Source organism: Hymenobacter sp. DG25B (assembly GCF_000801315.1).
Lineage (GTDB): Bacteria > Bacteroidota > Bacteroidia > Cytophagales > Hymenobacteraceae > Hymenobacter.
The window spans coordinates 1,440,757-1,465,050 of sequence record NZ_CP010054.1; the positions used below are offsets into that span (position 1 = coordinate 1,440,757).

A 24,294-nucleotide genomic window follows, 5' to 3' on the forward strand; every position below is an offset into this window, starting at 1 on the left:
CTATACGTTGCGTATTTATAAGCTCCTTGTTTTTTTCCTATGCAGCGCATATTTCTTACCGGCCTGCTCCTGCTACTGGCCTGGGTGCCGGCCGCCGCCTATTCCGTCCTCACGCACCAGGCCAACATTGATTCTACCTGGGAGCCCTGTCTGGTGCCCACCTTGCAGCGGCGCTTTCCCGGCGCCACTCCTGAGCAGCTAAAAGAGGCCAAGGCTTATGCTTACGGGGGCGCTATTATTCAGGATATGGGCTTTTATCCGTTTGGCTCCAAGCTGTTTACCAACCTGACGCACTATGTGCGCAGCGGCGACTTTGTGCGCAACCTGCTCGATGAAGCCCACGACCGGAACGAGTATGCTTTTGCCCTGGGGGCACTGGGCCATTATGCCGCCGATATCAGTGGTCATCCGGAGGGCACCAACAAAGCCCTGCCTTTCGTGTATCCCGAGTTGAAAGCCGAGTTCGGCAACGTGGTTACTTATCATGAAGCCCCCAAGCAGCATACGCAGCTGGAGTTTTCCTTTGATGTGCTGCAGGTAGCGGCCGGCCGCTACCGCTCCGATGACTACCACAACTATATTGGCTTTAAAGTAAGCAAAGAAGCGCTGGAGCGGGCTTTTGAGAAAACGTACAGTCTGAAGCTAGGGCAGGTTATTGCCAACGTGGATTTAAGCATTAGCTCGTACCGCTTCGCCGTGAAGGAGATAATTCCCATGGCCACCCGCGCCGCCTGGCAAAGCAAGAAGAAGGATATTCTGGCCCTTAGCCCCAAGGCCCGTCGCCGCAACTATATCTACCACATCAGCCGCCGCCAGTACCGCAAGGAGTTCGGGGTAGCTACCAGCAGCCGGGCCTGGGCGCCCGCCTGCTGTCCTATTTTGTGCGGGTGATGCCTAAAATTGGTCCCCTCAAGCCTTTTGCTTTCAAACTGCCCACGCCGGAGGCGCAGCAGCTGTTCCGGAGCAGCTTTCATCAGGTGATAGGCGCCTACTGCGGGCTGCTGAATAAGCAAGGTTACCTGCCCGCCGCCGCTCTGCCCAACACCGATTTTGATACCGGCCACACCACCCGCACCGGCGAATACCCCCTGGCCGATGAAACCTACAGCGAATGGCTGCTCAAGCTGGAAAATAATAAGTTTGAAGGCCTGACAGAACCGCAGAAAGAGAGCATTCTGGCCTTTTATACGCCGGCCGCAGGCAAAAGCAGTCCAACTCTCAAAGAGGACAAGCAACGGCAGACCCAGGAAGCCCTGGAGCATTTGCGGACGTTGGCGCCAAAAGAGGAGTAAGCCCTGGCCGCTTGCTTAGTAGCCCGGCAAATTCCGGCTGTTGCCCGGGCAACCCCTGCGCAAAATTCATGGTCTAGGCAGCAAAACCTTGTTGCTATGTCCCTGCTTTTCCGCTTCCGCCTGTTGCTGTTTTGCCTGCTGCCCGCTCTGGCCGTGGCCTCCCCCCGTGTGCCGCTAATAAATGGTACCCCCACGCTGGTTACTTCTGATGGCGTGCAGCTTTTTGCCTCCATTTCCGGCCAGGGCGTACCGTGCGTGTTTGTGCACGGCGGGCCGGGCGCCTGGAGTGGCATGCCGCAGGCGCTGGCCGGCCCCGCTTTGGAAGATAAGTTTCAGATGATCTGGTACGACCAGCGGGGCAGTGGCCGCTCCCAGAACGACCCGCGCCATAACTATTCGCTGGAGCGCATGGTGCAGGATCTGGAAGAAATCCGGCTGCAGTTGGGCGTGGAGCAGTGGGTAGTAATGGCGCACTCCTTTGGCGGCACCATTGCCACCGCCTACGCTGCCAAATACCCCCAGCATGTACGCGGACTGGTGCTGGTAGAGTGCACCCTCTACCTTACGGACTCCATGCGCAGCATGATTCAGGACGGTCTACCCTTCACTACCGTCACCGACCGCGCCCCGTATCTGGATGAAACCAAGCCGCTTTCTGAACGCTGGCCCCTGGCTTTGGAAATCTTCAATGCGCAAAACACCTGGCGCAAGCTGCAATACCAGACCGATGCCGGTTTCCAAAAAGTAGAAGCTGCCGACCAGGGTAACCCCCGCACCGGCGAATTCGGATCCTACGCCTTCAGCCTGCCTGAATACCATCAGGACTTCACCCTGCTCACTCCCCGTGTGGCTGCCCCAGTGCTAGTCATAACCGGCGCTAAGGATTACTGCATCGGCCCCAATCACTACAAACTCTTCCGCTTCCCAAAGCAGCAGGTAGCCCAGATGCAAACCGGCCACGTACCCTTCGTGGAAGAACCGGTAGCCTTTCAGCAAGCCATTGCAAATTGGGTGAAGAAGCTGAAATAATGCTCCAGTAAACTGTCTGATGGCCCTTCACCTAAAAGGCCCGGTCAAGAAGGTATGTCCTTCTAAACCGGGCCTTTTAGGTGAAGGGCCAACTTACTCGGCTAGGAGCCAGGTATTGGCCTCCCCTTCGTTATTGAAGATGGCCACGTCGTAGCCCCGGTTGGGGTTGGAGGCGGCTTTTACGCTATTCTGGAGGCTGGGGCTGGCGCGCAGAGCTTCTTCGCGGCTGGGCGAAATGAGGTAGGCCAGGCGCGCCCGGCGCGGCACCAGCGCCGCTACCACCTGCGGCAGCCACACGTTGGCGGCCCAGGCGGCCATCTCGGGGGTGGGGTGGGGGCGGCGGCGTACATCAATAAGCCAGCGCGTGGTATTGTGGGTGCGGGCCTGGGCGAGAATGGTGTGGTAGTCGTCCTGAAACAGGCTGGGGTGCAACGCATCCAGCCAGCGCACCGTGAGTACATCCAGGTCAGGGCGGTACTGAATATCAAGTCTAGACGATGAAGCCATGGGGTAAAGAAAGTCCTAGTGGCGCAATAACAGCCTAATTTGCCCAATAGTTATCCGTTGCCCTGGAGTCGCTACTACTTTAAAGCTATTCCCGCACCAGGCCGCTACTCAGGCGGCGCAGCGTCGTCTCGGCCTGCTTGGCCTGAAAGCGGATATCGAGCAGGCGGTTTTCGGCCTCCAGCTGGGTGCGCTGGGCTTCCCGCAGCACCAGGGGCGTGAGCAGGCCCAGACGGTAGCGCTCCAAGGCAATAGCAATGTTCTGGCGGGCCAGCAGGATGTTGTCTTCCTCCAGCTGCAGCAGCTGCAGGCGGTTCTGGTACTGCGCATAAGCCTGCTCGGCTTCGGCATCCAGCTGCAGCTGGGTTTGCTCCAGCTCCAGCTTGCTTTGCATCTCGCCAATGCGGGCATTCTGCTCCAACCGGTTGCGGTTAAACCCATCAAAAATAGGCACCGAGGCCACTAAGCCGTAGTTTAAGCCGTGCGTGGTATTGGTGCTGGTAGTAAGCTGCGTGCCGGCAAAGGCCGCGTTATTGATGTTGCGGTTGAGCCCATAGCCGGTAGTAAGGCCTACCTGGGGCAGACGGGAAGCCCGCACCAGACGCCGTTCATAAGTGGCTATTTCGGTATTGATTTTGGCCTGCTGCAGGCGAGGGTTGTTCTGCCGGATGGCCTGCGCTACAGTTTCCCGGCTCAGGTCGCGGCTGACCACTATGGAGTCGGCGGGCTGAAAGTCCAGGGCGGGGGAGCGGCCCAGCAGGTTGTTCAGGTTCACTTTAGCCGTTTTCAGGGCTTCCTGCTGCTGAATAAGGCCTGCGCGGTCAGCGTTATAATCTACGCGGGCCGTCAGTACCTCTACTTTGGCACTTACGCCCACATCGGCGCGGGCCTGCGTCAGGTCTATGCGCTGCTGCCCAATGCGCAGGGCTTCTTCAAAACTTTTAATCTTACCGGCCTCGCGCACTACGGTAAAGTAGGCATCGGTAATATCAGCCACGGTTTCCTCGGCCGTGGCGCGGGTAACCTGGCGCTGGCCCTGGGCCACGCGCTGCAGCCGGTCGTAGGCAATAAACATCCCCATGCCATCAAAAATGGTCCAGGTGGCGGCTACGTTGGTGTTCAGCTGGTTGGAAGTGGCCCCGTTTATAATGCGCGGGTCGTTATCACCAAACTGCTGGTTGAGGTTGTTGCGGTTGAAGTTGCGCGTGGCATTACCATTCACGGTGGGCAGCTGCCCGGCGTTGCCGCGCGTTACGTTGTTGCTGGCAATGCGCTCCTCCTGGCGGGCCAGCTGAATTCCATAGTTTTTTTCCAACCCGATGCGGATAGCCTCCGCCAGCGTCAGCGTGGGGCCTGTAGTCGCCACCTGCGCCGAAGCCGGCTGCGGCCGGGCAGTCGGCTGCTGCGCCAGGAGCGGCAAGGGTAGAAGGAAAGAGGAAAAGAGGAAAGCACGAAGGAAAGAAACCTGCATTTTAGAAATCAAGCTAAAGCTGGATACTTGCCCCCACTTAGCAGGGGAGGAAGAATAAAAGGTTGAAAATCAGCGTCTGGCACAGCGGCGCATTCTGCCGGGCAGAAAACGCACGCTGTGCCAGACGCTGGTCTGACTTAGGCGGCCACGGCTTGTTCCTCCTCGGCGTGCTTGTGCTTTTTGGCCGTTGCAAAATAGGAGTACATCACCGGCACGATATACAGAGTGAGGCCGGTGGCGAAGAACAGACCGCCCACCACGCCAATACCCATGGCACGGCGGCTGAGGGCCCCCGCGCCGGTGGCAATGGCAATGGGCAGAATGCCCAGAATGGCGCACAAAGAGGTCATCAGAATGGGGCGGAAGCGCGCCGTAGCGCCTTCTACCAGGCCGGTCATATAGTCTACCCCCTGCTCCACGCGTTGGTTGGCAAATTCCACAATCAGAATACCATTCTTGGTAACCAGGCCCACCAGCATAATAATGCCGATTTGCGAGAACAGGTTGAGCGTCTGGTTGAAATACCACAGGCTCAGCAAGGCGCCCGACAAGGCCAGCGGCACCGTTACCATGATGATGACCGGGTCGCGGAAGCTTTCAAACTGCGCGGCCAGCACCAGGTAAATCAGCACCAGGGCCAGCCCGAAGGCAAACACCAGGGAAGAGGAGCTTTCCTGGAAGTCGCGGGAGGGGCCCGAAAGCTCGTTGGTGAAGGTGTCGTCCAGAGTTTTGTCGGCAATGGCCTGCATGGCCGCAATACCATCACCCAGGGTTTTACCCGGGGCCAGGGAAGCGGAGAAGGTAGCCGCGTTATAGCGGTTGAAGCGGTAAAGCTGGGGCGGCGTGCTGCTTTCCGTCAGGCGAATGACGTTGTCCAGCTGCACCAGCTTGCCATCAGCGGCTTTCACCGAGAGCTGGCGCACATCCAGGGGCTGGTTGCGGTCCTCGCGGGCTACCTGGCCAATAATCTGGTACTGCTTGCCTTCCCGGATAAAGTAACCGAAGCGCTGCCCGCTCAGGCCGGCCTGCAGCGTCTGGGAAATGCTCTGCACCGATACGCCCAGGCTCTGCGCCTTTTCACGGTCAATATTGATGCGCAGCTCCGGCTTGTTGAATTTCAGATTGACGTCTACAAACTGGAAGGTGGGGTCCTGGCGGGCGGCGTCCAGAAACTTGGGCACGGCCGTACGCAGCTTCTCAAAGTCCTGGGTCTGTACCACAAACTGCACCGGCAAGCCACCGCCGCCGCCGCCAATACTCTGGTCCTGCGATACGGAGGTGCGGGCGGCCGTCAGGCCCTTCACCCCCCGGCTCATGATATCCGCCACTTGTTCCTGGGTTTTCGGGCGCTGGTCGGCCTCAATAAGCAGCACACGGGCAATGCCGGAGTTGGAGCCACCGCCAAAACCGGGGGAAGTCACGGTGAACACGCTGTTCAGGTTTTCGGCTCCCGTAGAGTCCATGGCCAGCTTGGTTATCTGGGCCATGTACGCATCCATAAACTCAAAAGAGGCGCCTTCCGGGCCGGTAGAGTTAACGTTTACGCGGCTGCGGTCTTCCACCGGCGCCAGCTCTGAGGGCAGCGTTTTCATGAAAAACCAGATGCCCACGCCAGTACCGGCCACCACCAGCCAGGCCAGCCAGCGGTTGCGCAGGAAAGTTTGCAGGCTTTCCTGGTAGCCCCCAATCATGCGCTCAAAAAAGGGCTCGGTTTTGCGGTAAAACCAGTTGTGCGTCTCGTGGCGCTTCAGCAGCTTAGAGCACATCATGGGCGTGAGCGTGAGCGAGACAAAGGCTGAAATCAGCACCGAGCCCGCCACCACAATGCCAAACTCCCGGAACAGCCGGCCGGTAATACCCGTGAGGAATACCACGGGCAGAAACACGGCCGCCAGCACAATGGTAGTACTGACTACGGCCATCAGAATTTCTTCTGAGCCTTTGATGGAAGCTTCTTTGGGGTCTTCGCCCTCCTCAATGCGGGAGTAAATGTTCTCCAGCACCACAATGGCATCATCTACCACCAGACCAATAGCCAGCACAATGCCCAGCAGCGTCAGCACGTTAATGGAGAAATCCAGCAGGTACATCACGAAGAAAATACCTACCAGCGAAACCGGAATGGCCACTACCGGAATCAGAGTAGAGCGCCAGTCGCGCAGGAACAGGAAGATGATAACCACTACCAGCACAAAGGCCTCGATAATGGTGTGCTCTACCTCCTGAATAGACTTGCGAATGAAGACTGAGTTATCAATGGCCGGGCGCAGCTCCAGGTCCTTGGGCAGGTCCTTGCCGAACTGCTTCACGCGCTTGTTGAACTCATCGGCAATATCAATCTGGTTGGAGCCTGGCTGCGGCACTACGGCCAGGGCCACGCCCGGCACGCCATTCACCCGGAAAATGGTCTGGTCGTTTTCCGGGTACAGCTCGGCATAGCCCACATCGGAGAAGCGCACCAGGGAGGACGCATCTTTGCGGATAATCAGGTTGTTGAAGTCATCTACCGAAGTCAGGCGGCCCATGGTGCGCAGGGTAAGCTGCGTATTCAGGCCCGAAACGGCGCCGCTGGGCAACTCCACGTTTTCGCGGGTAAGAGCGGCCTGTACTTCTACCGGCGATACGCCCAAAGCCGTCAGCTTCACGGGGTCCATCCACAAGCGCATGGAGTACTTCCGCTCCCCGTACACCCGGATTTCGGATACGCCCGGAATTGTCTGCAGGCGCTCTTTCAGGGTGTTGTTGGCGTAGTCCGTAAGCTCCAGCAGGCTACGCTTGTTGCTGCTGAGGTAGTTGATAACAATGGGCTGGGAGTCGGCGTTGGCTTTGCTGACGATGGGCGGGTCGATGTCGCGGGGCAGGCGGCCCTGGGCCCCGGAAACCTTGTCGCGCACATCGTTGGCGGCCGTTTCCAGGTCGGCGTCGAGGTCAAACTCCACGGTAATCTGGGTGCGGCCGTCGCGGCTGTTCGACGTCATGTTTTTGATGCCCGCAATGCCGTTGAGGGCTTCTTCCAGCGGTTCGGTTACCTGGCTCTGCATCACATCGGCCGAGGCCCCGGTGTAGCTGGCCGACACGGTAATAATAGGCGGGTCTACGCTGGGGTACTCCCGAATGCTGAGGTACCGAAACCCGATTACGCCAAATATCACGATGACAAGGCTCATCACGATGGCGAGGACCGGGCGGTTGATGCTAGTGGAGGAAAGACTCATGCTTCGTCTTTAATTAGTAATTAGAAATTAGTAATTAATAATTCGATGGATTGTCTCTCGAGGAGCGAATAATGGCCGTAATAATTCTTCACAATCGTTAATAAGAGTCAGCTTGTGTTGCGTCGATATAATCAGTGTCACGCAGCAAACGGAGCCAGTAAAGGGTTTCCCGGGCCTCTTTATAACTGATGCCACACTTGGCTATGAAATCCTTGCGGGAAAGGCCACCCAAGGCTTCTTCCAAATTGGCCCCTATAGAAGTCCCGCTGCGGCGTATCTGGTCGGCTAGTTGAAATGGCTGCTTTTCCTGATCAAAAATTGACTAAGCTTTACAATAAGCACCGCAAAAGAATAGCTCTTTTGCAGAATGACGTTGTCCTGCTTCATGCGCTGCCTGTCAATTTTTAATTGCTAATTCTTAATTATTAATTAAAACACCATCGCCGGGCTTCAGCTGCAAAATACCCGTTCGGATAACAGTGTCGCCTACGGCCAGGCCGTCGGTTATCTGAATCACTTTTTCGGAACGAATGCCAATTTTCACCTTTTGTGAAGCCGCCTTGCCGCCTTTCACCGTGAAAACGGTGTAGCCGCTGGCTTCCGGAATTACCGCCTCGGTAGGTACCTGCAAGGCATCTGTGGACTCGCCCAGCTGCAGGTTCACTTTCACAAAGGAGCCGGGACGCAGCTCGTCTTTGGTGTTGGCGTAGCGGGCACGCACCGGCTGGGTGCGGCTCACGGGGTCAATTTGTGGGTCAATAGCATACACTTTGGCCTCGTATTTCTTGTTGGTGGCTTCGTCGGTCACCGTTACTACGTCGCCTACCCGCACGTTAGAGGCAAAGCGGCCGGGCACAGCAAAGTCAATCTTCACGGGCCGGATGCGGGAGAGAGTGGTAATTTCGGTGCCGGGGCTCACGTAGGTGCCTACTGTGGCGGTGGTCAGGCCCAGCACCCCATCAAAGGGGGCGCGCACGTAGGCTTTGGCCAGGTTGGCGCGCAAAGACTGCAGCTCGGCCTGGGCCGTGAGCAGCTGGTTGTTGGTTTGCTCGTATTCCTGGGCGCTGATATATTCTTTATCCAGCAGCACGCGCTGGCGGCGCTCCTGGTCGCGGTACAGCTTTATATTGTACTCCTGCTTGCGCAGATCCGCCTGAATCTCATCGGCATTGATGCTGAACAGCACCTGGCCCCGGCGTACCGGCTGCCCCTCCCGAATGTTGAGGCTGGTAATCTTGCCCGAAATCTCGCTTTTGATAACTACGGCCTCATCGGCCAGCACGGAGCCCGTAGCAGCTACTTCATCGGTGAGGTTAGTGGGCTTCACTATGTAAACCTGTACGGGTGTTTTGGCACCTTTTCCGTCTTTGCCGCCTGGTCCGCCCTTACCGCCTTTGCCGCCCGGGCCACCTTTGCCCCCGGCCGCCGTGGCCGGGAAGTAGTGCATCTTCACAAAAACCAGCCCTGCCAACAGCGCCAGCGTCAGAAAAATCCATAAAAACCGTCGGCCAGTCCGGGGCTCTGCTACCACTTGCTCTTCCTGTTCCTTTGTTTGCATAGTATCAAAATAGACACGCCTGTTTCCTGTTTTTCAGGCGCTTATCCGCTGCGAAATGATCCGCCGTACACAACACCCTTCTTCCTGATAAGGTTACCAAAAACCCGGGCAATGGGCCAATGACACAAAAAAAGCCTGCATGTTGCAGGCTTTTCCTGTTTTAGGCCGCCAGTAGCTACATGGCTTTGGCATTAATGTAGCTCTTGGCCAGGTCATTGAGCTTGGTATCAGTCATTTGCTCTTCCTGCAGCGTCTGGCGCAGCAGCTTGGCCGCATCGGTATGTCCGAGGCGCTCAGCATAATGCGCCGCCGTGCCGTAGCCGGATATTTCGTAGTGTTCTACGCGCTGGGCGGCGGCAATCAGGGCGGCGTCCTTCACCTCATCGGTGGCGTTTTCATCAATGGTTACCTGGCCTTCGGCTACCAAACCCTGCATGGCCTTGCAGGTGTGGCCGCTAAGGGAGATATCCAGCATTTTGCCAATCTTCTCGAGGCGCGAAACCTGGTTTTCGGTTTCCTGCAGGTGCTTTTCAAAGCCCTGGCGCAGGCGGGAATCCTGGGCTTCTTTGGCCATTTTAGGCAGCGCTTTCAGGAGCTGGTTTTCCGCGCTATATAGGTCTTTCAGCTGTTCGTGAAACAGGTCGTCGAGGCTTTTGAGTTTACCAAACATAAGTCAATAGCAGTAAGGTGAATAGATAAAGAGCCCCGGTCGCCGGAGCACTTTCTACGCTTACGCCTACTGTGGGAGGGAGTTGTTACGTTATTTTGGTCTTTCCAATAACTGCCCTATGTCCGTCCCCTCTGCTAAACACCGCAATTTCTTTCAGGATGTATTTGATGTAGTGCGGCTGATACCGCCGGGCCGGGTAACCAGCTATGGGGCCATTGCGCACTATCTGGGCGCCAAAAACGGCGCGCGCATGGTAGGCTGGGCTATGATGGCCGCCCACACGGAAACCGGCGTGCCCGCGCACCGCGTCCTCAACCGGCAGGGGCTGCTCACGGGGCGCCAGCACTACCCCACCCCCACGGCCATGCAGGATGCTCTGGCAACAGAAGGTGTGCGGGTAGTGGACGACCAGGTGCAGGATTTCAACCGCCTGTTCTGGGACCCCAGCGTAGAGTTGGCCTAGGGCCGGGCGCCGGGCGTTTAGGCCAGGCTCAGGCTGGCGGCGTGGTCCCGGGCAGCTGCCTCAATGGCTACGCTCATTTCCTCGGGGCTGGCATTTTTCAGCAGGTAGCCGTGGGCGCCTTCCGCCACCAGTTGTTCCATCAGCTCCGGCTCGTCGTGCATGGAGATAATGACCACCCGCACCCGGGGGTACTGCACGCGCAGCAGGCGCGTAGTTTGGAGGCCATCCAGCACGGGCATCTGCAAGTCCATCAGCACTACCTGTGGCGGGGTGGGCAACTGGTCAATGAGCTCCAGCAGCTCCTGCCCGTCGCCGGCTTCGGCCACAATCTCCACGTTGGGAAAGCTGGAGAGCAGGGCCCGTAGCCCTTTGCGGAACAGCACATGGTCGTCGGCAAGGGCAAGGCGGATAAGCGAAACGGGCTGACTCATGGGGTAAACAGGTAGTAAGCGGTAGCGTAACAAAGATATTAAATAGAGCTAATTGTCAGAAAGATAGAGCACCGGGAAGGAAATCCAAACCCGGGTGCCGGTTCCCGGGGTAGACTGATGCCGCAGGGTGCCCTGCAGCAGCGTAACCCGGCTGCGCATGTTGGTAAGCCCTAATCCCGTGCGCGTATCGGGCGAGGGCACGGTTTCAGTTCCCGAGAGGTCAAAGCCTATTCCATCATCGGTATAAGTGATATTCAGATGGTTGGCAGCAAATACCAGATGAATGTGAATGAGGCTGGCCTGGGCGTGGCGCAGGCCGTTGCCCATCAGCTCCTGCACAATGCGGTACACGGCCAGCTCCTGCATAGGGCTTAAGCCCAGGGGCTTGCCATGCTGGGTGAGTTCTACCCGCGTGCCGCCTGGCGGCACTGCCCGCGCTAAAGCTTCCAGCGCAAACGTGAGCCCAAACTTCACCAGGGCCGCCGGCAGCAGGTTGCGCGAAATGCGCCGCACTTCGCTAATGGCCTGGTCCAGCAGCACGGTCATCTCCCGGGTGTCCTGGGGCTGGCCCATGGCCGTGAGGTGCAGCTTTACAATGGCCAGGGTGGTGCCTACTTCATCATGCAGATCAGAGGCAATGCGGCGGCGCTCTTCCTCCTGGGCCACCAGCGCGGCCTCCAAAGCCTGGCGCTGGGCGGCATCCTGCACGTTGCGCAACCGTTCCTGCTGCCGCAATAGCCGCCGCTGGTAGCGTACCACAAATACCACAATGCTAAAAGCCAGGAATAGTAGAACGGATAGTACAACCGCGAATACGCGTAAAACATCCATGAATTTCCTGGGTTGCGGCTTCCGCGGCGGTTATAAGAATCGAGAATAATGCCAGGCTTACTTCAAAGCCATTTTTTGCTGCCTACCCAATTGGTAAAAGGCCAGGGTGAGCAACACATAGCTCACCAAAGTTATACTGGACGATACGAGGCCGAACAGCGCCTGAAAGGTCCGCCCAATGGTGAAATGCGTATCGGCCAATATTTTGTTGATAATGTTACCAAAGACTAACACCCCGGTAAGCTGGACAATGGCCGATATACTAATCCAGAACATCGGTTCACGCTCAATCTGGCTGGTGCGCAATTGCTGCAGCAGCTGCTCAAAGTACAGCAGACTAAGCACTATCACCGTAATATTCTGGCTGAACTCAGTGTATTCGTTGTGTTTAAACTGCAGGAACGGATTAAAGTAGAACGAATCGAGCAGGGCGATGAGCACTAAAACAGGAATCCACGAGCGAAGCACCCGCCTGATGGTTTGGCTTTGCAACGCATAGTAGTACACGGCTATATAACCCAAACCCCGAATGTTGCCTTGTAGGTGCGCAAATCCCCAGGTGGAAATGCCATGAGGCGGAAACCGGGCCTTAAACGCCGCGCTAGTGTCCAGTTGATTAAATGTGTTTAAGAAAAAGCAGTTGATTTCGAGGGCTACCAACGACCAAAACAAAATCTGCACCGGCAGGGTCCAATACTCCCGGCGCTGCCACGCTACCCAAAGCGGATACAGAAGCGCAAACTGGCATATCCAGTAAATAGTGATGCCCGCGTTTTGAAGCCAATTGGGTAGCGTGTAGTCCATTTGTATAACGGCTTAGCTTAAATATTATTCAGAGTGTTTGACGCTCCCGTTTCTGGAGGTGATGGACAGCCGCCATCAAGTATAAGGCCTGTCATATCATCTTCGTTGCTTTTAGCGCCCACCAACACCAGTTTGGGAGTGCTGTCTTCCAGGCCAAAATAGACACGAATGCCCACGCAACCCGTTTGGCTTAGTAAGCTCATAAGTTTGTTTTTGCCGAAAAAATATCCTTTTACTTCATCAGGATGGGCCTCCTGATATGCATAGGTAAGAGTATGCGCTGTGCCTATTTCAATGATGGTGCCTTCTGAGCCGGAAAATGCCATAAAGATTGTAAAAAGGTAAACTGTAAAATGATTGAAAACGACGCATTTGCAGCCGTTTTCAAATATAGATTTTATTGTATGTTAAACAATGTGGCCCTCGGGCCAAAATGATAAAATAGCTGGTTTTTTGGGCTTTATCCGGAAGGTTAGAACAGCATACCGGGGACACCGGGAGGAGGGGTGTTACGAGGCGCTTCTTCCCAGCTTTCTTCCTCCTCGTCGGCCTCTTCCTCGTCCAGGCTGTCAAACACCTGGTCAATAGCCGCTTCGGCCGCCCGCAGCTTCTGCTTGCACAACCGAATTAACTCGGAGGAGCGTTGCACTTTCGCGGTCAGCTCATCTACATCTACCGTGTCTGTTTCCAGCGCCCGGAGTATGGTTTCCAGCTCTTCAATGGCAGTGCGGTAGGTAAAGTCGGTACTCATCTTACTAATTGGTAAATCATCGGGTGGTAAAGGAAAAGCTTTGCTCAGCGCCGGGGCAGCAGCGCTGTGAGCAGGCGCAGGCGCTCCGCCGCCAGCAGCTGAAGGGTATTGGCGGCGGTGGCCTGCAGGCGGGTTTGTAGCTCCAGCTGGTAGCGCAGGCGCACTAGGGCATCGTGGCGGCGGCGGTGCTGGCGGCGGAACCGCTGAGCCAGGGCGCGCCCCAGCCGCCGGAGCCGGCGCTGCTGGCGCTGGCTGGCCAGGTGCGCCGCGCGCTGCAGGTGGTGGCGCCGCGTGGTAGTGGCCCGCTGCTGAGCCGTTATTACGGTGCGGGCGGCGCCCGTCAGCTGGCGGGCATGCTGCTGCAAGTCCAGGTGTTGGGTCTGATACCGGCTTTTGGCCGCCTGCCGCAATAGGTTGCCCAGCTGCCGGAGCTGCCGTTGCTGGTCCGTTAATTGTTCATTGGCTAGCTCCCGGATGCGGCTGGCGTAGCCATCAAATACGGCATCCAGCCGGCCCAGGCGCTCCGTAAGGAAAACCGCCACGGCGGTGGGCGTCTTCAGAGCCATATGCGCCGTCAGGTCTACCACGGCTTCGTCCCGCTCATGGCCTATGCCCGTGAGCACCGGCAGCGGAAAAGCCCCCACCGCCGCCGACACGCCATAATCATCAAAAGCCAGCAAATCGGTTTTAGAACCGCCGCCCCGGATAATTACTACCGCATCAAAGTGCTTCTGCTGGCGCCGGATCTGTTCCAGTGCCCCCAACAAGCTGGCCGGCGACTCGGTGCCCTGCATCACGGCGGCAAACAGCGTTACCTCAAATGCATACACGGTTTCATCCAGCTGCCGCATAAAATCCTGGAAGCCCGCGGCGGTGGGAGAGGAGATAACGGCCAGCCGCTGCGGAGCCAGGGCCAGGGCCAGACTCTGCTGGCGCGTGAGCAGTCCTTTGGCTTCCAGCTTGCGCACGGTTTCCAGGCGCTGGCGGGCCAGGTCGCCTACGGTATACGTGGGGTCAATGGCCAGCACATCCAGGCTGAGGCCATATTGCTCGTGAAATTTGATGCTCACGCGCAGCAGTACCCGCAGGCCGGCCCGTAGCGTTTGGCCGGTCAGCAACTCAAACTGCGGGGCCAGCTGCTCGTAGCGCGCCGCCCAAATGGTGGCCCGGGCCTGCGCTTTCAGCTGGGCCCCGCGTCCGGTCTGGACTTGGTCGGTGAGGGTGAGGTAGCAGTGGCCGCTGCCAAAGCGCGGCAGAGTAAGCTCCGCTATTTCCGCCACCACCCAATAGGCATCGGGGAAAGTGCCACTGAGCGCCTCGCGCACCCGGCGCAGCAGCTCCGCCAGAGCCAGCGGCGTGGGCGGCTGTGGCGTCAGGCCAGGGTCGGGGCGGCGGTTATACAGTGGCGGCATGCCCGAAAGGTACGGAATTGGGTGCGGCGTACCCAAGCCTCCTGACCTGGGTGCGCCTGAGTTTTTGCGCTTTTAACGCCGCCGGTATGCGCTTGAAACCGCGCATTCTTTTATCTTTCTGCCAATTCCCATTCTGTCATTTTTCTTTTTGTTTATGAAAAAGCGTACAAACGCTTCGTTGCTGGTAGCGGCAGCCGGGTTAGCCCTGGCCAGTTGCGCCACCACAGCGCAGGCGCCCACCGCCGCTACCACACCCGCCCCAGCACCCGCTCCGGTGGCGGAAACTTTTCCCAAAGGCGTGGGCCTGAACGTAGCCAACCTGGACCCGTCCGTGTCGGCCTGCGACAACTTCTTTGAGTATGCCAGTGGTAACTGGTTGAAGAACAACCCTATTCCGGCCGCTGAGGTGCGCTGGGGCTCCTTCAACGAGCTGGGCGACAAGAACAATGCGGTAATGCGCAGCATTCTGGATGAGGCCGCCGCCAACCGCACCGCGGCCAAAGGCACCAACGCCCAGAAAGTAGGCGACTACTACGCCACGGCTATGGACTCGGCGGCTATTAACACGGCCGGCCTGAAGTACCTGCAGCCCGAGCTGGACAAGATTTCGGCCATTAAAACTTCCACTCAGCTGCAGACCGCCATGGCCCGCCAGCAGATGCTCTCCACCGGCGCCTTCTTTGGTGCCTATGTGGGGCAGGATGATAAAATCAGCTCCCAGTACGCGGTAAACATGTACCAGGGTGGCCTGTCTTTGCCCGACCGCGACTATTACCTGAAGGATGATGCCCGCTCCAAGGCCATCCGGGCAGCATACACTACCTACCTCACCAACACCTTTAAGATGTTGGGCGAGAGCGAAGCGGCGGCCGCCAAAAATGCCGCCACGGTGCTGCGCATTGAGACGCGCCTGGCCAAAGCCAGCAAGAGCCGCGTAGATCTGCGCGACCCGTATGCCAACTACAATAAAATGACGGTGGCTCAGCTGCAGAAGGCCTATCCTAACCTGAACCCGCAGCACATTCTCTCAGATCTGGGCATGGGCAGCGTGAAAGAGGTAATTGTGGGGCAGCCCGCTTTCTTCAAGGAGCTGAATACTTTGGTGAAGACCGAGCCCCTGGCCGATCTGAAAACCTATATGCGCTGGCACTTAGCTACGTCGTTCACCTCGGCGCTGCCGCAGGCTTTCGGTGATGAGTCGTTCAAGTTTACGCAGGTGCTCACGGGTGCTAAAAAGCAGCAGCCCCGCTGGAAACGCATGTTGCGCTCCACCGATGGTGCCCTGGGCGAAGCCTTCGGTCAACTGTACGTAGACAAAGCCTTCCCACCCGCGGCCAAGCAAAAGGCCCTGGAGATGGTAAACAACATCAAAGCCTCCATGGGGGAGCACATCCAGCAGCTGGACTGGATGAGCGACGCCACCAAGAAGGAAGCCCTGCGCAAGCTGAGCACCTTCACCGTGAAAATCGGCTACCCTGATAAGTGGAAGGACTATTCAGCCCTCACCATTTCCCGCGACTCTTACCTGCAGAACGTAGCAGCTTCGCGCATGTGGGCGTTCAAGGATATGACCAACAAGCTGGGCAAGCCCGTAGACCGCACCGAGTGGGGCATGACGCCGCCCACGGTAAACGCCTACTACAATCCGTCGATGAACGAAATTGTGTTCCCCGCCGGCATTATGCAGCCCCCGTTCTTTGACCCCAACGCCGACGACGCCGTGAACTACGGTGGCATGGGCGCCGTTATCGGCCACGAAATCACGCACGGCTTCGATGACCAGGGCCGCCAGTACGATGCTGAAGGCAACCTGAAAGACTGGTGGACCAAGGAAGACGCCGATAAATTCACGCAGCGCGCCGATATGGTGGGCAAGCAGTACTCGGCCTTCTCGCCCCTGGACTCCGTGTTTGTGAATGGTAAGCTGACCATGGGCGAAAACCTGGCTGACCTCGGTGGCCTGAGCATTGCCTACACTGCCCTGCAAAAGCAGCTGCAGCAGAAGTACGGTGATGGCCCGCGCCCCAAGTTCGATGGCCTCACGCCCGAGCAGCGCTTCTTCCTCTCGTGGGCGCAGGTGTGGCGTACCAACGCCCGCCCCGAGTACCTGCGCCAGCAGGTAATGACGGACCCTCACTCGCCGGCTCAGTTCCGCACCGTTGGTCCGCTCATGAACATGCCCCAGTTCTTCGAAGCCTTCGGCTGCAAGGACGACGCCAAAATGGTGCGTGCCCAAGCCGACCGCGCCAAAGTGTGGTAAGCTGCATAGCTACCTGAATGCCAACAAAAAAGGCGGCCTGCATTATGCAGGTCGCCTTTTTTGTTGGCATTCAGGTAGTGAACGGGTTAGAAAGTAGTAAAAGCCAGCCCGTCATGCTGAGCTAGCCGAAGCATCTCTACCGCTTCGTTGCCATGCTATTAAAACGGCGTGGTAGAGATGCTTCGGCTAGCTCAGCATGACGGCCTTTTTTAATCGTTCGTTTCCCAATAACATCAGCACGCGAGATGTCTCGTTCCCTGGCTTGATGCGCCACATGCTCGACAGGACAGCCTGGAGCTTTATAAATGGCTTTGGTTCTTACTTACCTGTTCGCTTCTACCACCTCCATCTTAATATCTACCTCCTGCCTGGGCCACATGGTATTATCCACGGGCTCGGCGGCAATTTTATCGATGACGTCGAGGCCTTCCACTACTTCGCCAAATACGGTGTACTGGCCATCCAGGGAAGGCACCCCGCCTACAGTCTGATACACACGCAGCTGTTCGGGCGTGAGCTTGCGGCCGGCCATGGCCTGGGCCTGATAGGGAGTCAGCTTTTCGCCCTGCACCAAGTAGAAATCGGTGTTGGAAGAGAGCTTACCGGGGTTTTTCTGGTCATCGTAGCGGGCCATGCCCAGGGCGCCGCGCTTATGAAAGTGGCGCGGGCTGATTTCGGGCGGTAGGTGGTAGTCGTTGATGCGGATGGTGCGGTGGTCGGAGCGGCCGCCCTGCACGGCAAAGCCTTTCACCACCCGGTTGAACACGGTTTCATCAAACACACCTTTGCGGGCCAGCAGCAGGAAATTGGCTTTGTGAACAGGTGTATCATCATAGAGCCGGACGCGCATATTGCCCAAGCGGGTATGAATAATTACCTCCGTGGCGGGGTATTCGCGGGCGTAAGCGGGCAGCAGCCGGGCCACGTTAGTATCGGCCAGACTCACCAGATCAGGACCGGGCACGGGCGGGGAGGTAGCGGCCGCCGGAGCTTCCGCGGGGGATTTTTCGGGGCTTGCCCGCAGCCAGCCAGTGTGGCGGCTGCTAACACGGCGGAGAAATACAGCGCTTTCATAGCGCAATAAAACAACAAAAACGGCGGGTAGCGACCAGGAATCTGTTATCTGCGAATGCCGCTTTCCCTCACGGGGCCAGCGGCGCGGCATCGGCCTGCCCGAAAGCAGCGGGATTGGTGTTAAAGAAAATGAAATAGAACGGAATCAGGGCGAAAATGGCCAGGGCCAGCCACAGGCTAACAAACGCCACGCCCACCCCCGTGCTGTACAGTAACGGTCCCAATACCAACGAACGCCACGAAATACGGCGAAAAAGGACCTGGTCGACGCCCGGGACCAGCATCCCGGGGTGGCGCTGCACATAGAAGCGAATGAGCAGGAACGAGAGGGACATGACGGCCATTACGCCCCCAAATACCGCCGCCGACATCGGGTTAGTGAGGTAGTCGCCTAGCAGCGCCGTGGGAAATGGTATGAACGAACACCACAGCAACAAATTGGCATTGAGCCAGAACACCACGTGGTCCAATACCAGAATCTGGCTCAGGAGCCGGTGGTGGTTAACCCAGATAACGCACATCATCAGGAAACTGGCCATCCAACTCAGTACTTTGGGTAGCAACCCTAGCAGGGCCTGCGCCAACTCTGGTCCCGACTGGGGCTGCTCAAGGTGGGGTACCTTGATTTCGAGCACCAGCAACGTGACGATGATGGCGAAAACCCCGTCGCTGAATGCTTCTACCCGGTGCTTGGCAAAGTAGTCCATCTTAACAAGGTCTAGGCCGAAAAGGGGAGTGTTGGAACAGGTGGTAACCTCGCATCACCCTACAAGATAGTGTCTTACACGGGCTTCAATAGCATAGTAAAACAACAAAAAACGGCGGGTAGCGAGTCCAGGCTCCTGCCTGTAGCTCGCTACTCGCCGCGCAGAGTATGCAAGGCTGGTTAATTCCAGCCGTCGTTGGCCGGGGCCGCTTTCTTCACTTTCTGCTTGCTTTTGCCAGCGGGTGTCTTGGTTTTTTCCTTCACCTTCTCGGGAGCAGCCGTGGCGGCTGGCGCCGGGGTGGCAGCAGGCGAAGCTACCGGAATAGAAGCCTCCACGGGTGGCGGCGCCATATCGGCGGCGGGTTTAATCTGGTCGGGCGCTTCTACGGGCTTTTCCTTCACTTGGGCCATCAGCATGGAGTTGGGCACCAGCAGGTTTTTCTTCCAGGCGGTGAGCTGCTCGTCCAGCTTTTCTTTTTCTCCTTTGGTGATGGGCTTTTTTAGAAGCTTATCCAGGTTGGGACGGCCGGCATCCTGCCAGGCGGTAAGCCACATAGAAGCTACGGTGGCCGGGGCCAGTTGCAGCCGGAACATCACCATACCGCCAACCTGCTTGTGGTAAGCATCGGCAAAGGCATCGGAGTAGGCCCGGCGGGTTTTGCCGAAGCGGTGCGAGAAGGAGTATTTCTGCTCGGGCGTGAACGAGCGGCCTACCTTTTCTTCCAGATCAAAGGTGGCACCCAGGAAGCCATAAGATTGCTGCAATACTTCCCAAATGGCTTGCTGCGGGTCTTTCAGGTACTTGCCATCCTTGCCATAAAGCTTGTACTCGCCAATGTGGCGCTCGGGAAGCTTGCTTTCCCACAGCGCGTGCAGGCCCTGCTGGTTGGAGAGCTGCCCGTCGTAGTTTTCGGTGGTGTGCAGGGGCACGTAGGCATCGGCTATGTAGTGGCCCAAATCAGCGGAAAGACTGATAATGGCAGTGGTGTCGCCGGTGCGGAAGGCCTGAGTCAGCTTGTTCTGCACTTCCAGTATCGTCCACGGCACGGTGCCGTATTTGCGCAGTGTATCGGCGGAGTATTTGGCTACGGCCTTGTCCCAGGCTTTGGGCACGGTATTAAAAGGGTCGTCACCGAAATGGTCCATGTCGATGAAGTGCCGGCTGGCCTCCAGTGTATCTATCTCGCGGCGCTGATCAGCCGCCGTGGACAGCTGCACCAGCCGGTTGAGGTGGCGGAAGTAGAAGCCCTGCATGCCGCCGGGCAGCGAGTATACCGCAATCTGCGTAATGACTTTGTGGCCAAAAAAGCCCCAGCCCGGCGACAGCATCGGGCAGAGCAAGACCAGTAACAGCGTAGTAAGTAGTTTCTTCATGAGCGCAAAGGGTAAGCAGCGGGCAGGTCACACAAACCCAAAGTTCGGTATTTTTCCGCGACGGCCAAAGCGGAAGCGCCCAGATAAAACCGCTGATACTCTACCTTGTACCTGATATTTCCGCATCCGTGACCAGCATCTCCAAAAAGAAGATTTCGTACAGCATCAGTGCCCCGCTGCGCAGCTACCTGCGCGAGTACGACCGGGAAGCGCAGCTGCCCGTTACCTACCACGACCTGTTGCGGATGAGTGGCGCTTTTCCGCTGATGGACCGGAAAGGGCGCGATACGCTCTGGGAAACGGTGTTTTATGAGCCGCAAACCCTGCAGGACCTGTCCCGGGGCCTCACGGAAGTATATGCCCTGCTGAAAACCGGCGGCGACCTGTCCTTTACCGAGCATCTGCTGGCCGACCGCATCGACTATTGCCGCTTCGGCAACAGCCAGCCCTTCCGGGTGCGCATCGTGAATCAGTTCAATGATAATTATGATTATTTCTACGTGAAGCGGGCCGATGCCTCCCGCGTATACGGGCTGGAACTGGAGCACGTGCTGGCGCCCAACAGCATTAACTACCTGGTAAGTGGCCAGACCCTGATTGAGGAGCACATTGCCGGCATCCCCGGCGACGACTTTATCCGGGACCGGCTGCAGCGCCCACACCTCAACCAGGTGCGCATTGCCAAGGAGTTTGTGAAGTTTAACGAGCGGTGCTTTGCCCGCCTGCTGGGCGATATGCGCGCCTATAATTACGTGGTAGACGTAACGGCTGATTTTGAGGACGAGCAGTACCGGGTGCGCGCCATCGACTTTGACCAGCAGAGCTATGAGGGCAAGAAAACTATGTACCTGCCCCAGTATTTTAAGGATAACCGCGCCATTGTGCAGCTATGTACCCGCCTGCTGGCCCCGGAAACCATTCGGCAATACCAAACGGAGGAGCGCACGCTCATGCTGCGTCGCGCCCGCGCCGAGCGCTACCGCCTCAAAAACCTCATTGACTGTATGCGGCAGGACGAGCTGGCTCCCCGCGAGAAGATAGAGCAGCTAAAGCAGGAGCTAAATGAATACCATCATAGCTGCCGCTTTAACCGTTGTGACTCCATGGGCGACATCGTGCGCCTGCATCTGAAGCTGATGCTGGGGCGGGCCCGCATGGCGAAGTAGAAAAAGGGGTTACCGCGGGCCCAGATTAATAGCCAGACCTACCGAAATTTCAACCCCGCCGGGGCTAATGGTTTCCACCAGGTTGCGCAGCTCCATAGAGGGGCTGTAGCCATTCTGATAGGTAATTGGGTCGCCGGTAAAGCGCACGCCGTAACCCAGCGTGCCCAGCAAACCCAGGCGGCCGGGCTGCCAGCGCAGGCCGCCGCGCAAATGCAGCACCCCACTTGGGGCCATGCTGTACACGGCCTGTTCCTGGTTTAGCTCTACCTCCACGTTATCCAGGCGCCCACTGCGCACCAGATTAGCGCCCAGGTAGGGGGAAAGCTCACTTTGCGGGCGCAGGTAGTAGCGCGCGCCGACGCCAATTTTGCCGCCCACGCCAATACCTAACCCGGCATTTACATCCAGACGGGGCGATACATGGTGACCGTAGGAAAAACCAAGCCCGCCATAAGGTGCGCCCCAGCCTACTTCCATGCTCAGCACGGAACCAGTGTAGGGGGAGGGCTGCTCGGAAAGCAACGGCGCCGCCGGAGTAACCACGGCCGGCGCGGTAGGCTGGGCCGGAGCAGTGGGTTGGGAGTTGAGCTGGGTCTGGGCAGTGGCGCTCAGCGCGGTGAGGGTGAGGCCGGAGGCCAGGAGTATAGATAATTTCATAGAGCCACAAATATGGATGGATTACCCGAGGAAAAGCAGGCAGCCAGAAAAAAATGTGGTACTACGATTTGCGGAAAATCAACAGTAAGCCAATGGAGGTTTAACTGCCCTTTACCAGGGAATTGGGCGCCTCCTGGCGGCGGGTTAGCAGCTCATCCAGCCTGGTATAAATAAACTCAGCGGCCTGGTCCCGAAACTTATCCGTTGGGCCTTTTAGCTGCTCCCGGTACTCTTGGGCGTGGCCCTCCAGCAAAATGGTAACGAAGATGGTGCCCGAGGGCTTATCCGGAGTTTCGGAAGCGCCTGGCCCAAACAGTCCGGTAATAGCTACGCATACATCGGCCGTAGGTAGTTGCTGATGCAGGCCCTGCGCCATTTCGTTGGTGGTCTGCTGGCTTTCGGCGGTATAGGTGTCCAGGGTTTTCTTTTTCACGCCCAGCAGGCGCTGCTTGGCCTCGCCGTGGTAAGTAACTACCGAGCCCAGTAGTACTTCGCTTATGCCCTGCGCCGGAGCCAGCTGCGCCGTAGCCCAGCCACAGGTACAGCTCTCGGCCAGGGCCAGCGTGAGTTTGTGCTGCAGGAATTTTTTAACCAGATCATCAACCAAGGTAGATTTCATAAAGAGAGCGTAACTGGGCTATAGAAAGTATGCTCCCATACGCCAGACAGTCCCAGGGAAGTTGCAGATATTCGAATGCTGATCAAATTTCTAAATAATAGTGCCGCGCCTGCTTAGTAGAAATAAATCATTTTATTGATATGATTTTTGAACGTCTATTATATTTATGTTCATTGGTGCATGTGTTATTACTGCAGAAATAGTAACCTCTTTGTATTTAAAAACAATTGGTAAATGGCTCTTTTCTAAGTAATCAACTTTATAAGAAATTTTTACGGGCATAATGTAAGATGGATTGCTATGTATTAGGTCCAGTGAAGGGTCCAGAGAATATTTTTTATTTATGCCTAGCTCGTTTATTTGATCAAGTCCCATAGAAAATGACAAGCCTATTTTTGCTTGTGAAATCGACTTGTATATGTCTGAGGTATCAATGTGCTCTGTTGGGAAGAAGACAACGGGATGCTGCCCATCTTCAGACCTATCACTTATAAGAAGATAACCTTTTCCAGTAAATACGTTCTTTATGTTATGATCATCCTGTTCTTTGTTTTCGCATGATATTAGTGTCAATAAAAAACAGATCAATGCATTTTGGATCATCTGTGTAAATTTTATGTATTTCATAATATTTATTATTTATAAACGCGAAATTATTGTTTAAAATATTGCGTTATTTTTTAGCAGTATAAAATGGGTATTTACTCCTGCTTATACACCACGCCCTGCTTCATCACGAAGCGCACCTGCTGCATTACTTTAATATCCTGCTCCGGGTCGCCCTCCACGGCCACCAGGTCGGCCAGTTTGCCGGGCTCCACGGTGCCCAGCTGCTCCTGCTGCCCCAGCAGCTCCGCCGCCCGCACCGTCGCCGCCTGCAGGGCTTCTCGGGCCGGCATGCCGGCTTCTACCATGTACTGAAACTCCAGGGCATTCACGCCGTGCCGGAATACGGAAGCATCGGTGCCAAACGCAATTTTAACCCCCGCCTTGTAGGCGCGCCCAAACGTGTCCTGCAGCTTGGGACCAATGGCCAGCGCCTTGGGCGTAACCAGGGGCGGGTAGTAGTTGGGGATTTTAGCGGAGTCGGCTACCGATTTGCCGGCCGTGATGGTGGGCACGTACCAGGTGCCGTACTTCTTCATCAGCTTAATGCCTTCGTCATCCATCAGAGAGCCATGCTCAATGCTGGTTACGCCGGCCCGGATGGCCCGCTTAATGCCTTCCGGACCGTGGGCGTGGCAGGCCACTTTCAGGCCCAGATCGTGGGCGGTTTGCACAATGGCTTTTATTTCTTCCTCCGTCATTTGGGCGCCGCTGCCATCTTTGGCCACGCTCAGCACCCCGCCGGTGGAGGCAATCTTAATCAGGTCGGAGCCGCGCTTGTACTGCTCGCGCACGGCCTGGCGGCATTCGTCGGGGCCGTTGGCTACGCCATCGGCGGGGCCGGGCACGCCCATCAAATCCTGCCGGTAGCCGTTGGTGGGGTCCATGTGGCCGCCGGTGCCGGAAATGGCTTTGCCGGCGGTAAATACCCGCGGGCCCACTACTTGCCCCCGGGCTATAGCATTGCGCAGGGCCGTGTTCACGCCGGAGCCCCCCAGGTCGCGCACGGTGGTGAAACCGGCCAGCAGCGTTTTGCGCGCGTGCTCCAGGGAGGCAAAGGCTACATCGGCGGGGTTTTCGGTAAACTCTTTCAGGAAGTTGTCCTTGCTGGTTTCGCCCTCCAGATGCACGTGGCAGTCAATGAGGCCCGGCAGCACGGTTTTATTTTTCAGGTCGATGACTTTATCCGAAGCGGCACCGGTTTGGTAGCCCGGGTTTACGGCCACAATGCGGCCTTTTTCCACTACCACCGTCATGCTGGTTTGGGCGCGCGGGCTGCGCATATCCAGCAGGCGGCCGCAGTGCACGTAAGTTTTTTGGGCCTGAGCAGAAAAACCACTCAGCAAGGATCCAGCGGTGAAAGCCAGCAATAGTAAAGGTCGACGCATATGGAGAACAGGA

At 57.1% G+C, this 24,294-nt stretch carries 25 protein-coding genes; 6 read left to right on the top strand and 19 right to left on the bottom strand.

From position 1 onward, the window contains the following. Positions 1-39: 39 nt before the first annotated feature. The 3 genes from PK28_RS06165 (at position 40) to PK28_RS06170 (ending at position 2,321) form a co-directional block, all read left to right on the top strand. Entirely contained in the window at positions 40-891 is an 852-nt protein-coding gene (locus tag PK28_RS06165) for a zinc dependent phospholipase C family protein (protein WP_048825660.1), read from the top strand. After that, positions 891-1,292 carry a hypothetical protein gene (locus tag PK28_RS18905; protein ID WP_048825662.1) on the top strand — a complete coding sequence of 134 codons (402 nt, stop codon included), beginning with the start codon at positions 891-893 and terminating at the stop codon, positions 1,290-1,292. The genes PK28_RS06165 and PK28_RS18905 overlap by 1 nt, the downstream gene beginning before the upstream one ends. Before the next feature lie 96 nt (positions 1,293-1,388). Then, positions 1,389-2,321, top strand: coding sequence for an alpha/beta fold hydrolase (locus tag PK28_RS06170; RefSeq protein ID WP_048825664.1), 933 nt, complete (start codon positions 1,389-1,391; stop codon positions 2,319-2,321). Between the two features lie 93 nt (positions 2,322-2,414). Here PK28_RS06170 and PK28_RS06175 read toward each other — a convergent pair whose 3' ends face one another. From PK28_RS06175 to PK28_RS06195, 6 genes are all read right to left on the bottom strand, one after another. After that, positions 2,415-2,828, bottom strand: coding sequence for a hypothetical protein (locus tag PK28_RS06175; protein WP_044512469.1), 414 nt, complete (start codon positions 2,826-2,828; stop codon positions 2,415-2,417). Between the two features lie 85 nt (positions 2,829-2,913). Beyond that, entirely contained in the window at positions 2,914-4,245 is a 1,332-nt protein-coding gene (locus PK28_RS06180; protein WP_052430530.1) for a TolC family protein, read from the bottom strand. Between the two features lie 188 nt (positions 4,246-4,433). Next, entirely contained in the window at positions 4,434-7,511 is a 3,078-nt protein-coding gene (locus PK28_RS06185; RefSeq protein ID WP_044512471.1) for an efflux RND transporter permease subunit, read from the bottom strand. A gap of 97 nt (positions 7,512-7,608) precedes the next feature. Then, a complete protein-coding gene (locus PK28_RS20870; RefSeq protein WP_316931979.1) occupies positions 7,609-7,830 on the bottom strand; it encodes a four helix bundle protein in 222 nt (73 codons plus the stop codon). 99 nt (positions 7,831-7,929) lie between these two features. Continuing rightward, on the bottom strand, positions 7,930-9,069 hold the full coding sequence (locus tag PK28_RS06190; protein ID WP_044512473.1) for an efflux RND transporter periplasmic adaptor subunit: 1,140 nt from the start codon (positions 9,067-9,069) through the stop codon (positions 7,930-7,932). A gap of 175 nt (positions 9,070-9,244) precedes the next feature. After that, entirely contained in the window at positions 9,245-9,739 is a 495-nt protein-coding gene (locus PK28_RS06195) for a YciE/YciF ferroxidase family protein (RefSeq protein WP_044512476.1), read from the bottom strand. A gap of 118 nt (positions 9,740-9,857) precedes the next feature. Between PK28_RS06195 and PK28_RS06200 the strand changes: the two genes are divergently transcribed. Continuing rightward, positions 9,858-10,202 (top strand): MGMT family protein, encoded by a 345-nt coding sequence (locus PK28_RS06200; protein ID WP_044512478.1) that lies wholly within the window; start codon positions 9,858-9,860, stop codon positions 10,200-10,202. A gap of 17 nt (positions 10,203-10,219) precedes the next feature. Here the strand turns inward: PK28_RS06200 and PK28_RS06205 are convergent, their stop codons facing one another. The 6 genes from PK28_RS06205 to xseA all read right to left on the bottom strand — a co-directional run bounded on the left by PK28_RS06205 (position 10,220) and on the right by xseA (position 14,431). Then, positions 10,220-10,633: a response regulator gene (locus tag PK28_RS06205; protein WP_044512481.1), complete on the bottom strand. Its 414-nt coding sequence runs from the start codon at positions 10,631-10,633 to the stop codon at positions 10,220-10,222. Positions 10,634-10,681: 48 nt separating this feature from the next. Continuing rightward, on the bottom strand, positions 10,682-11,464 hold the full coding sequence (locus PK28_RS06210; protein ID WP_044512485.1) for a sensor histidine kinase: 783 nt from the start codon (positions 11,462-11,464) through the stop codon (positions 10,682-10,684). 57 nt (positions 11,465-11,521) lie between these two features. Beyond that, the gene (locus PK28_RS06215; RefSeq protein ID WP_044512487.1) at positions 11,522-12,268 is read right to left on the bottom strand and encodes a hypothetical protein; all 747 of its coding nucleotides are present in this window, start codon (positions 12,266-12,268) and stop codon (positions 11,522-11,524) included. A gap of 17 nt (positions 12,269-12,285) precedes the next feature. After that, the gene (locus PK28_RS20365; protein ID WP_071885049.1) at positions 12,286-12,594 is read right to left on the bottom strand and encodes a hypothetical protein; all 309 of its coding nucleotides are present in this window, start codon (positions 12,592-12,594) and stop codon (positions 12,286-12,288) included. A gap of 146 nt (positions 12,595-12,740) precedes the next feature. Next, positions 12,741-13,019 carry an exodeoxyribonuclease VII small subunit gene (gene xseB, locus PK28_RS06220; protein WP_082016986.1) on the bottom strand — a complete coding sequence of 93 codons (279 nt, stop codon included), beginning with the start codon at positions 13,017-13,019 and terminating at the stop codon, positions 12,741-12,743. 44 nt (positions 13,020-13,063) lie between these two features. Beyond that, positions 13,064-14,431: an exodeoxyribonuclease VII large subunit gene (gene xseA, locus PK28_RS06225; protein ID WP_048825667.1), complete on the bottom strand. Its 1,368-nt coding sequence runs from the start codon at positions 14,429-14,431 to the stop codon at positions 13,064-13,066. A gap of 154 nt (positions 14,432-14,585) precedes the next feature. Here xseA and PK28_RS06230 point away from each other — a divergent pair, with 154 nt between their 5' ends. After that, a complete protein-coding gene (locus tag PK28_RS06230; RefSeq protein ID WP_052430532.1) occupies positions 14,586-16,691 on the top strand; it encodes a M13 family metallopeptidase in 2,106 nt (701 codons plus the stop codon). Between the two features lie 322 nt (positions 16,692-17,013). Here the strand turns inward: PK28_RS06230 and PK28_RS06235 are convergent, their stop codons facing one another. The 3 genes from PK28_RS06235 to PK28_RS06245 all read right to left on the bottom strand — a co-directional run bounded on the left by PK28_RS06235 (position 17,014) and on the right by PK28_RS06245 (position 19,845). After that, positions 17,014-17,655 (bottom strand): peptidylprolyl isomerase, encoded by a 642-nt coding sequence (locus PK28_RS06235; protein ID WP_197070484.1) that lies wholly within the window; start codon positions 17,653-17,655, stop codon positions 17,014-17,016. A gap of 178 nt (positions 17,656-17,833) precedes the next feature. Continuing rightward, positions 17,834-18,472, bottom strand: a complete 639-nt coding sequence (locus tag PK28_RS06240; protein ID WP_044512489.1) for a TMEM175 family protein — start codon at positions 18,470-18,472, stop codon at positions 17,834-17,836. Between the two features lie 179 nt (positions 18,473-18,651). Next, on the bottom strand, positions 18,652-19,845 hold the full coding sequence (locus PK28_RS06245) for a zinc dependent phospholipase C family protein (protein WP_156126265.1): 1,194 nt from the start codon (positions 19,843-19,845) through the stop codon (positions 18,652-18,654). 128 nt (positions 19,846-19,973) lie between these two features. On the opposite strand from PK28_RS06245, the gene PK28_RS06250 reads away from it, so the two are divergent. Next, positions 19,974-21,011: a hypothetical protein gene (locus tag PK28_RS06250; protein WP_044512492.1), complete on the top strand. Its 1,038-nt coding sequence runs from the start codon at positions 19,974-19,976 to the stop codon at positions 21,009-21,011. Between the two features lie 9 nt (positions 21,012-21,020). On the opposite strand, the gene PK28_RS06255 is transcribed toward PK28_RS06250, so the two are convergent. The 4 genes from PK28_RS06255 to PK28_RS06265 all read right to left on the bottom strand — a co-directional run bounded on the left by PK28_RS06255 (position 21,021) and on the right by PK28_RS06265 (position 24,281). Then, positions 21,021-21,668, bottom strand: coding sequence for a hypothetical protein (locus tag PK28_RS06255; protein WP_044512494.1), 648 nt, complete (start codon positions 21,666-21,668; stop codon positions 21,021-21,023). A gap of 100 nt (positions 21,669-21,768) precedes the next feature. Continuing rightward, complete coding sequence (locus PK28_RS06260) at positions 21,769-22,287, bottom strand: CinA family protein (protein WP_044512497.1); 519 nt, start codon at positions 22,285-22,287, stop codon at positions 21,769-21,771. Positions 22,288-22,419: 132 nt separating this feature from the next. Next, entirely contained in the window at positions 22,420-22,914 is a 495-nt protein-coding gene (locus PK28_RS20370) for a hypothetical protein (RefSeq protein ID WP_156126266.1), read from the bottom strand. A gap of 74 nt (positions 22,915-22,988) precedes the next feature. After that, entirely contained in the window at positions 22,989-24,281 is a 1,293-nt protein-coding gene (locus PK28_RS06265; protein ID WP_044512499.1) for an amidohydrolase family protein, read from the bottom strand. Positions 24,282-24,294 lie beyond the last annotated feature (13 nt).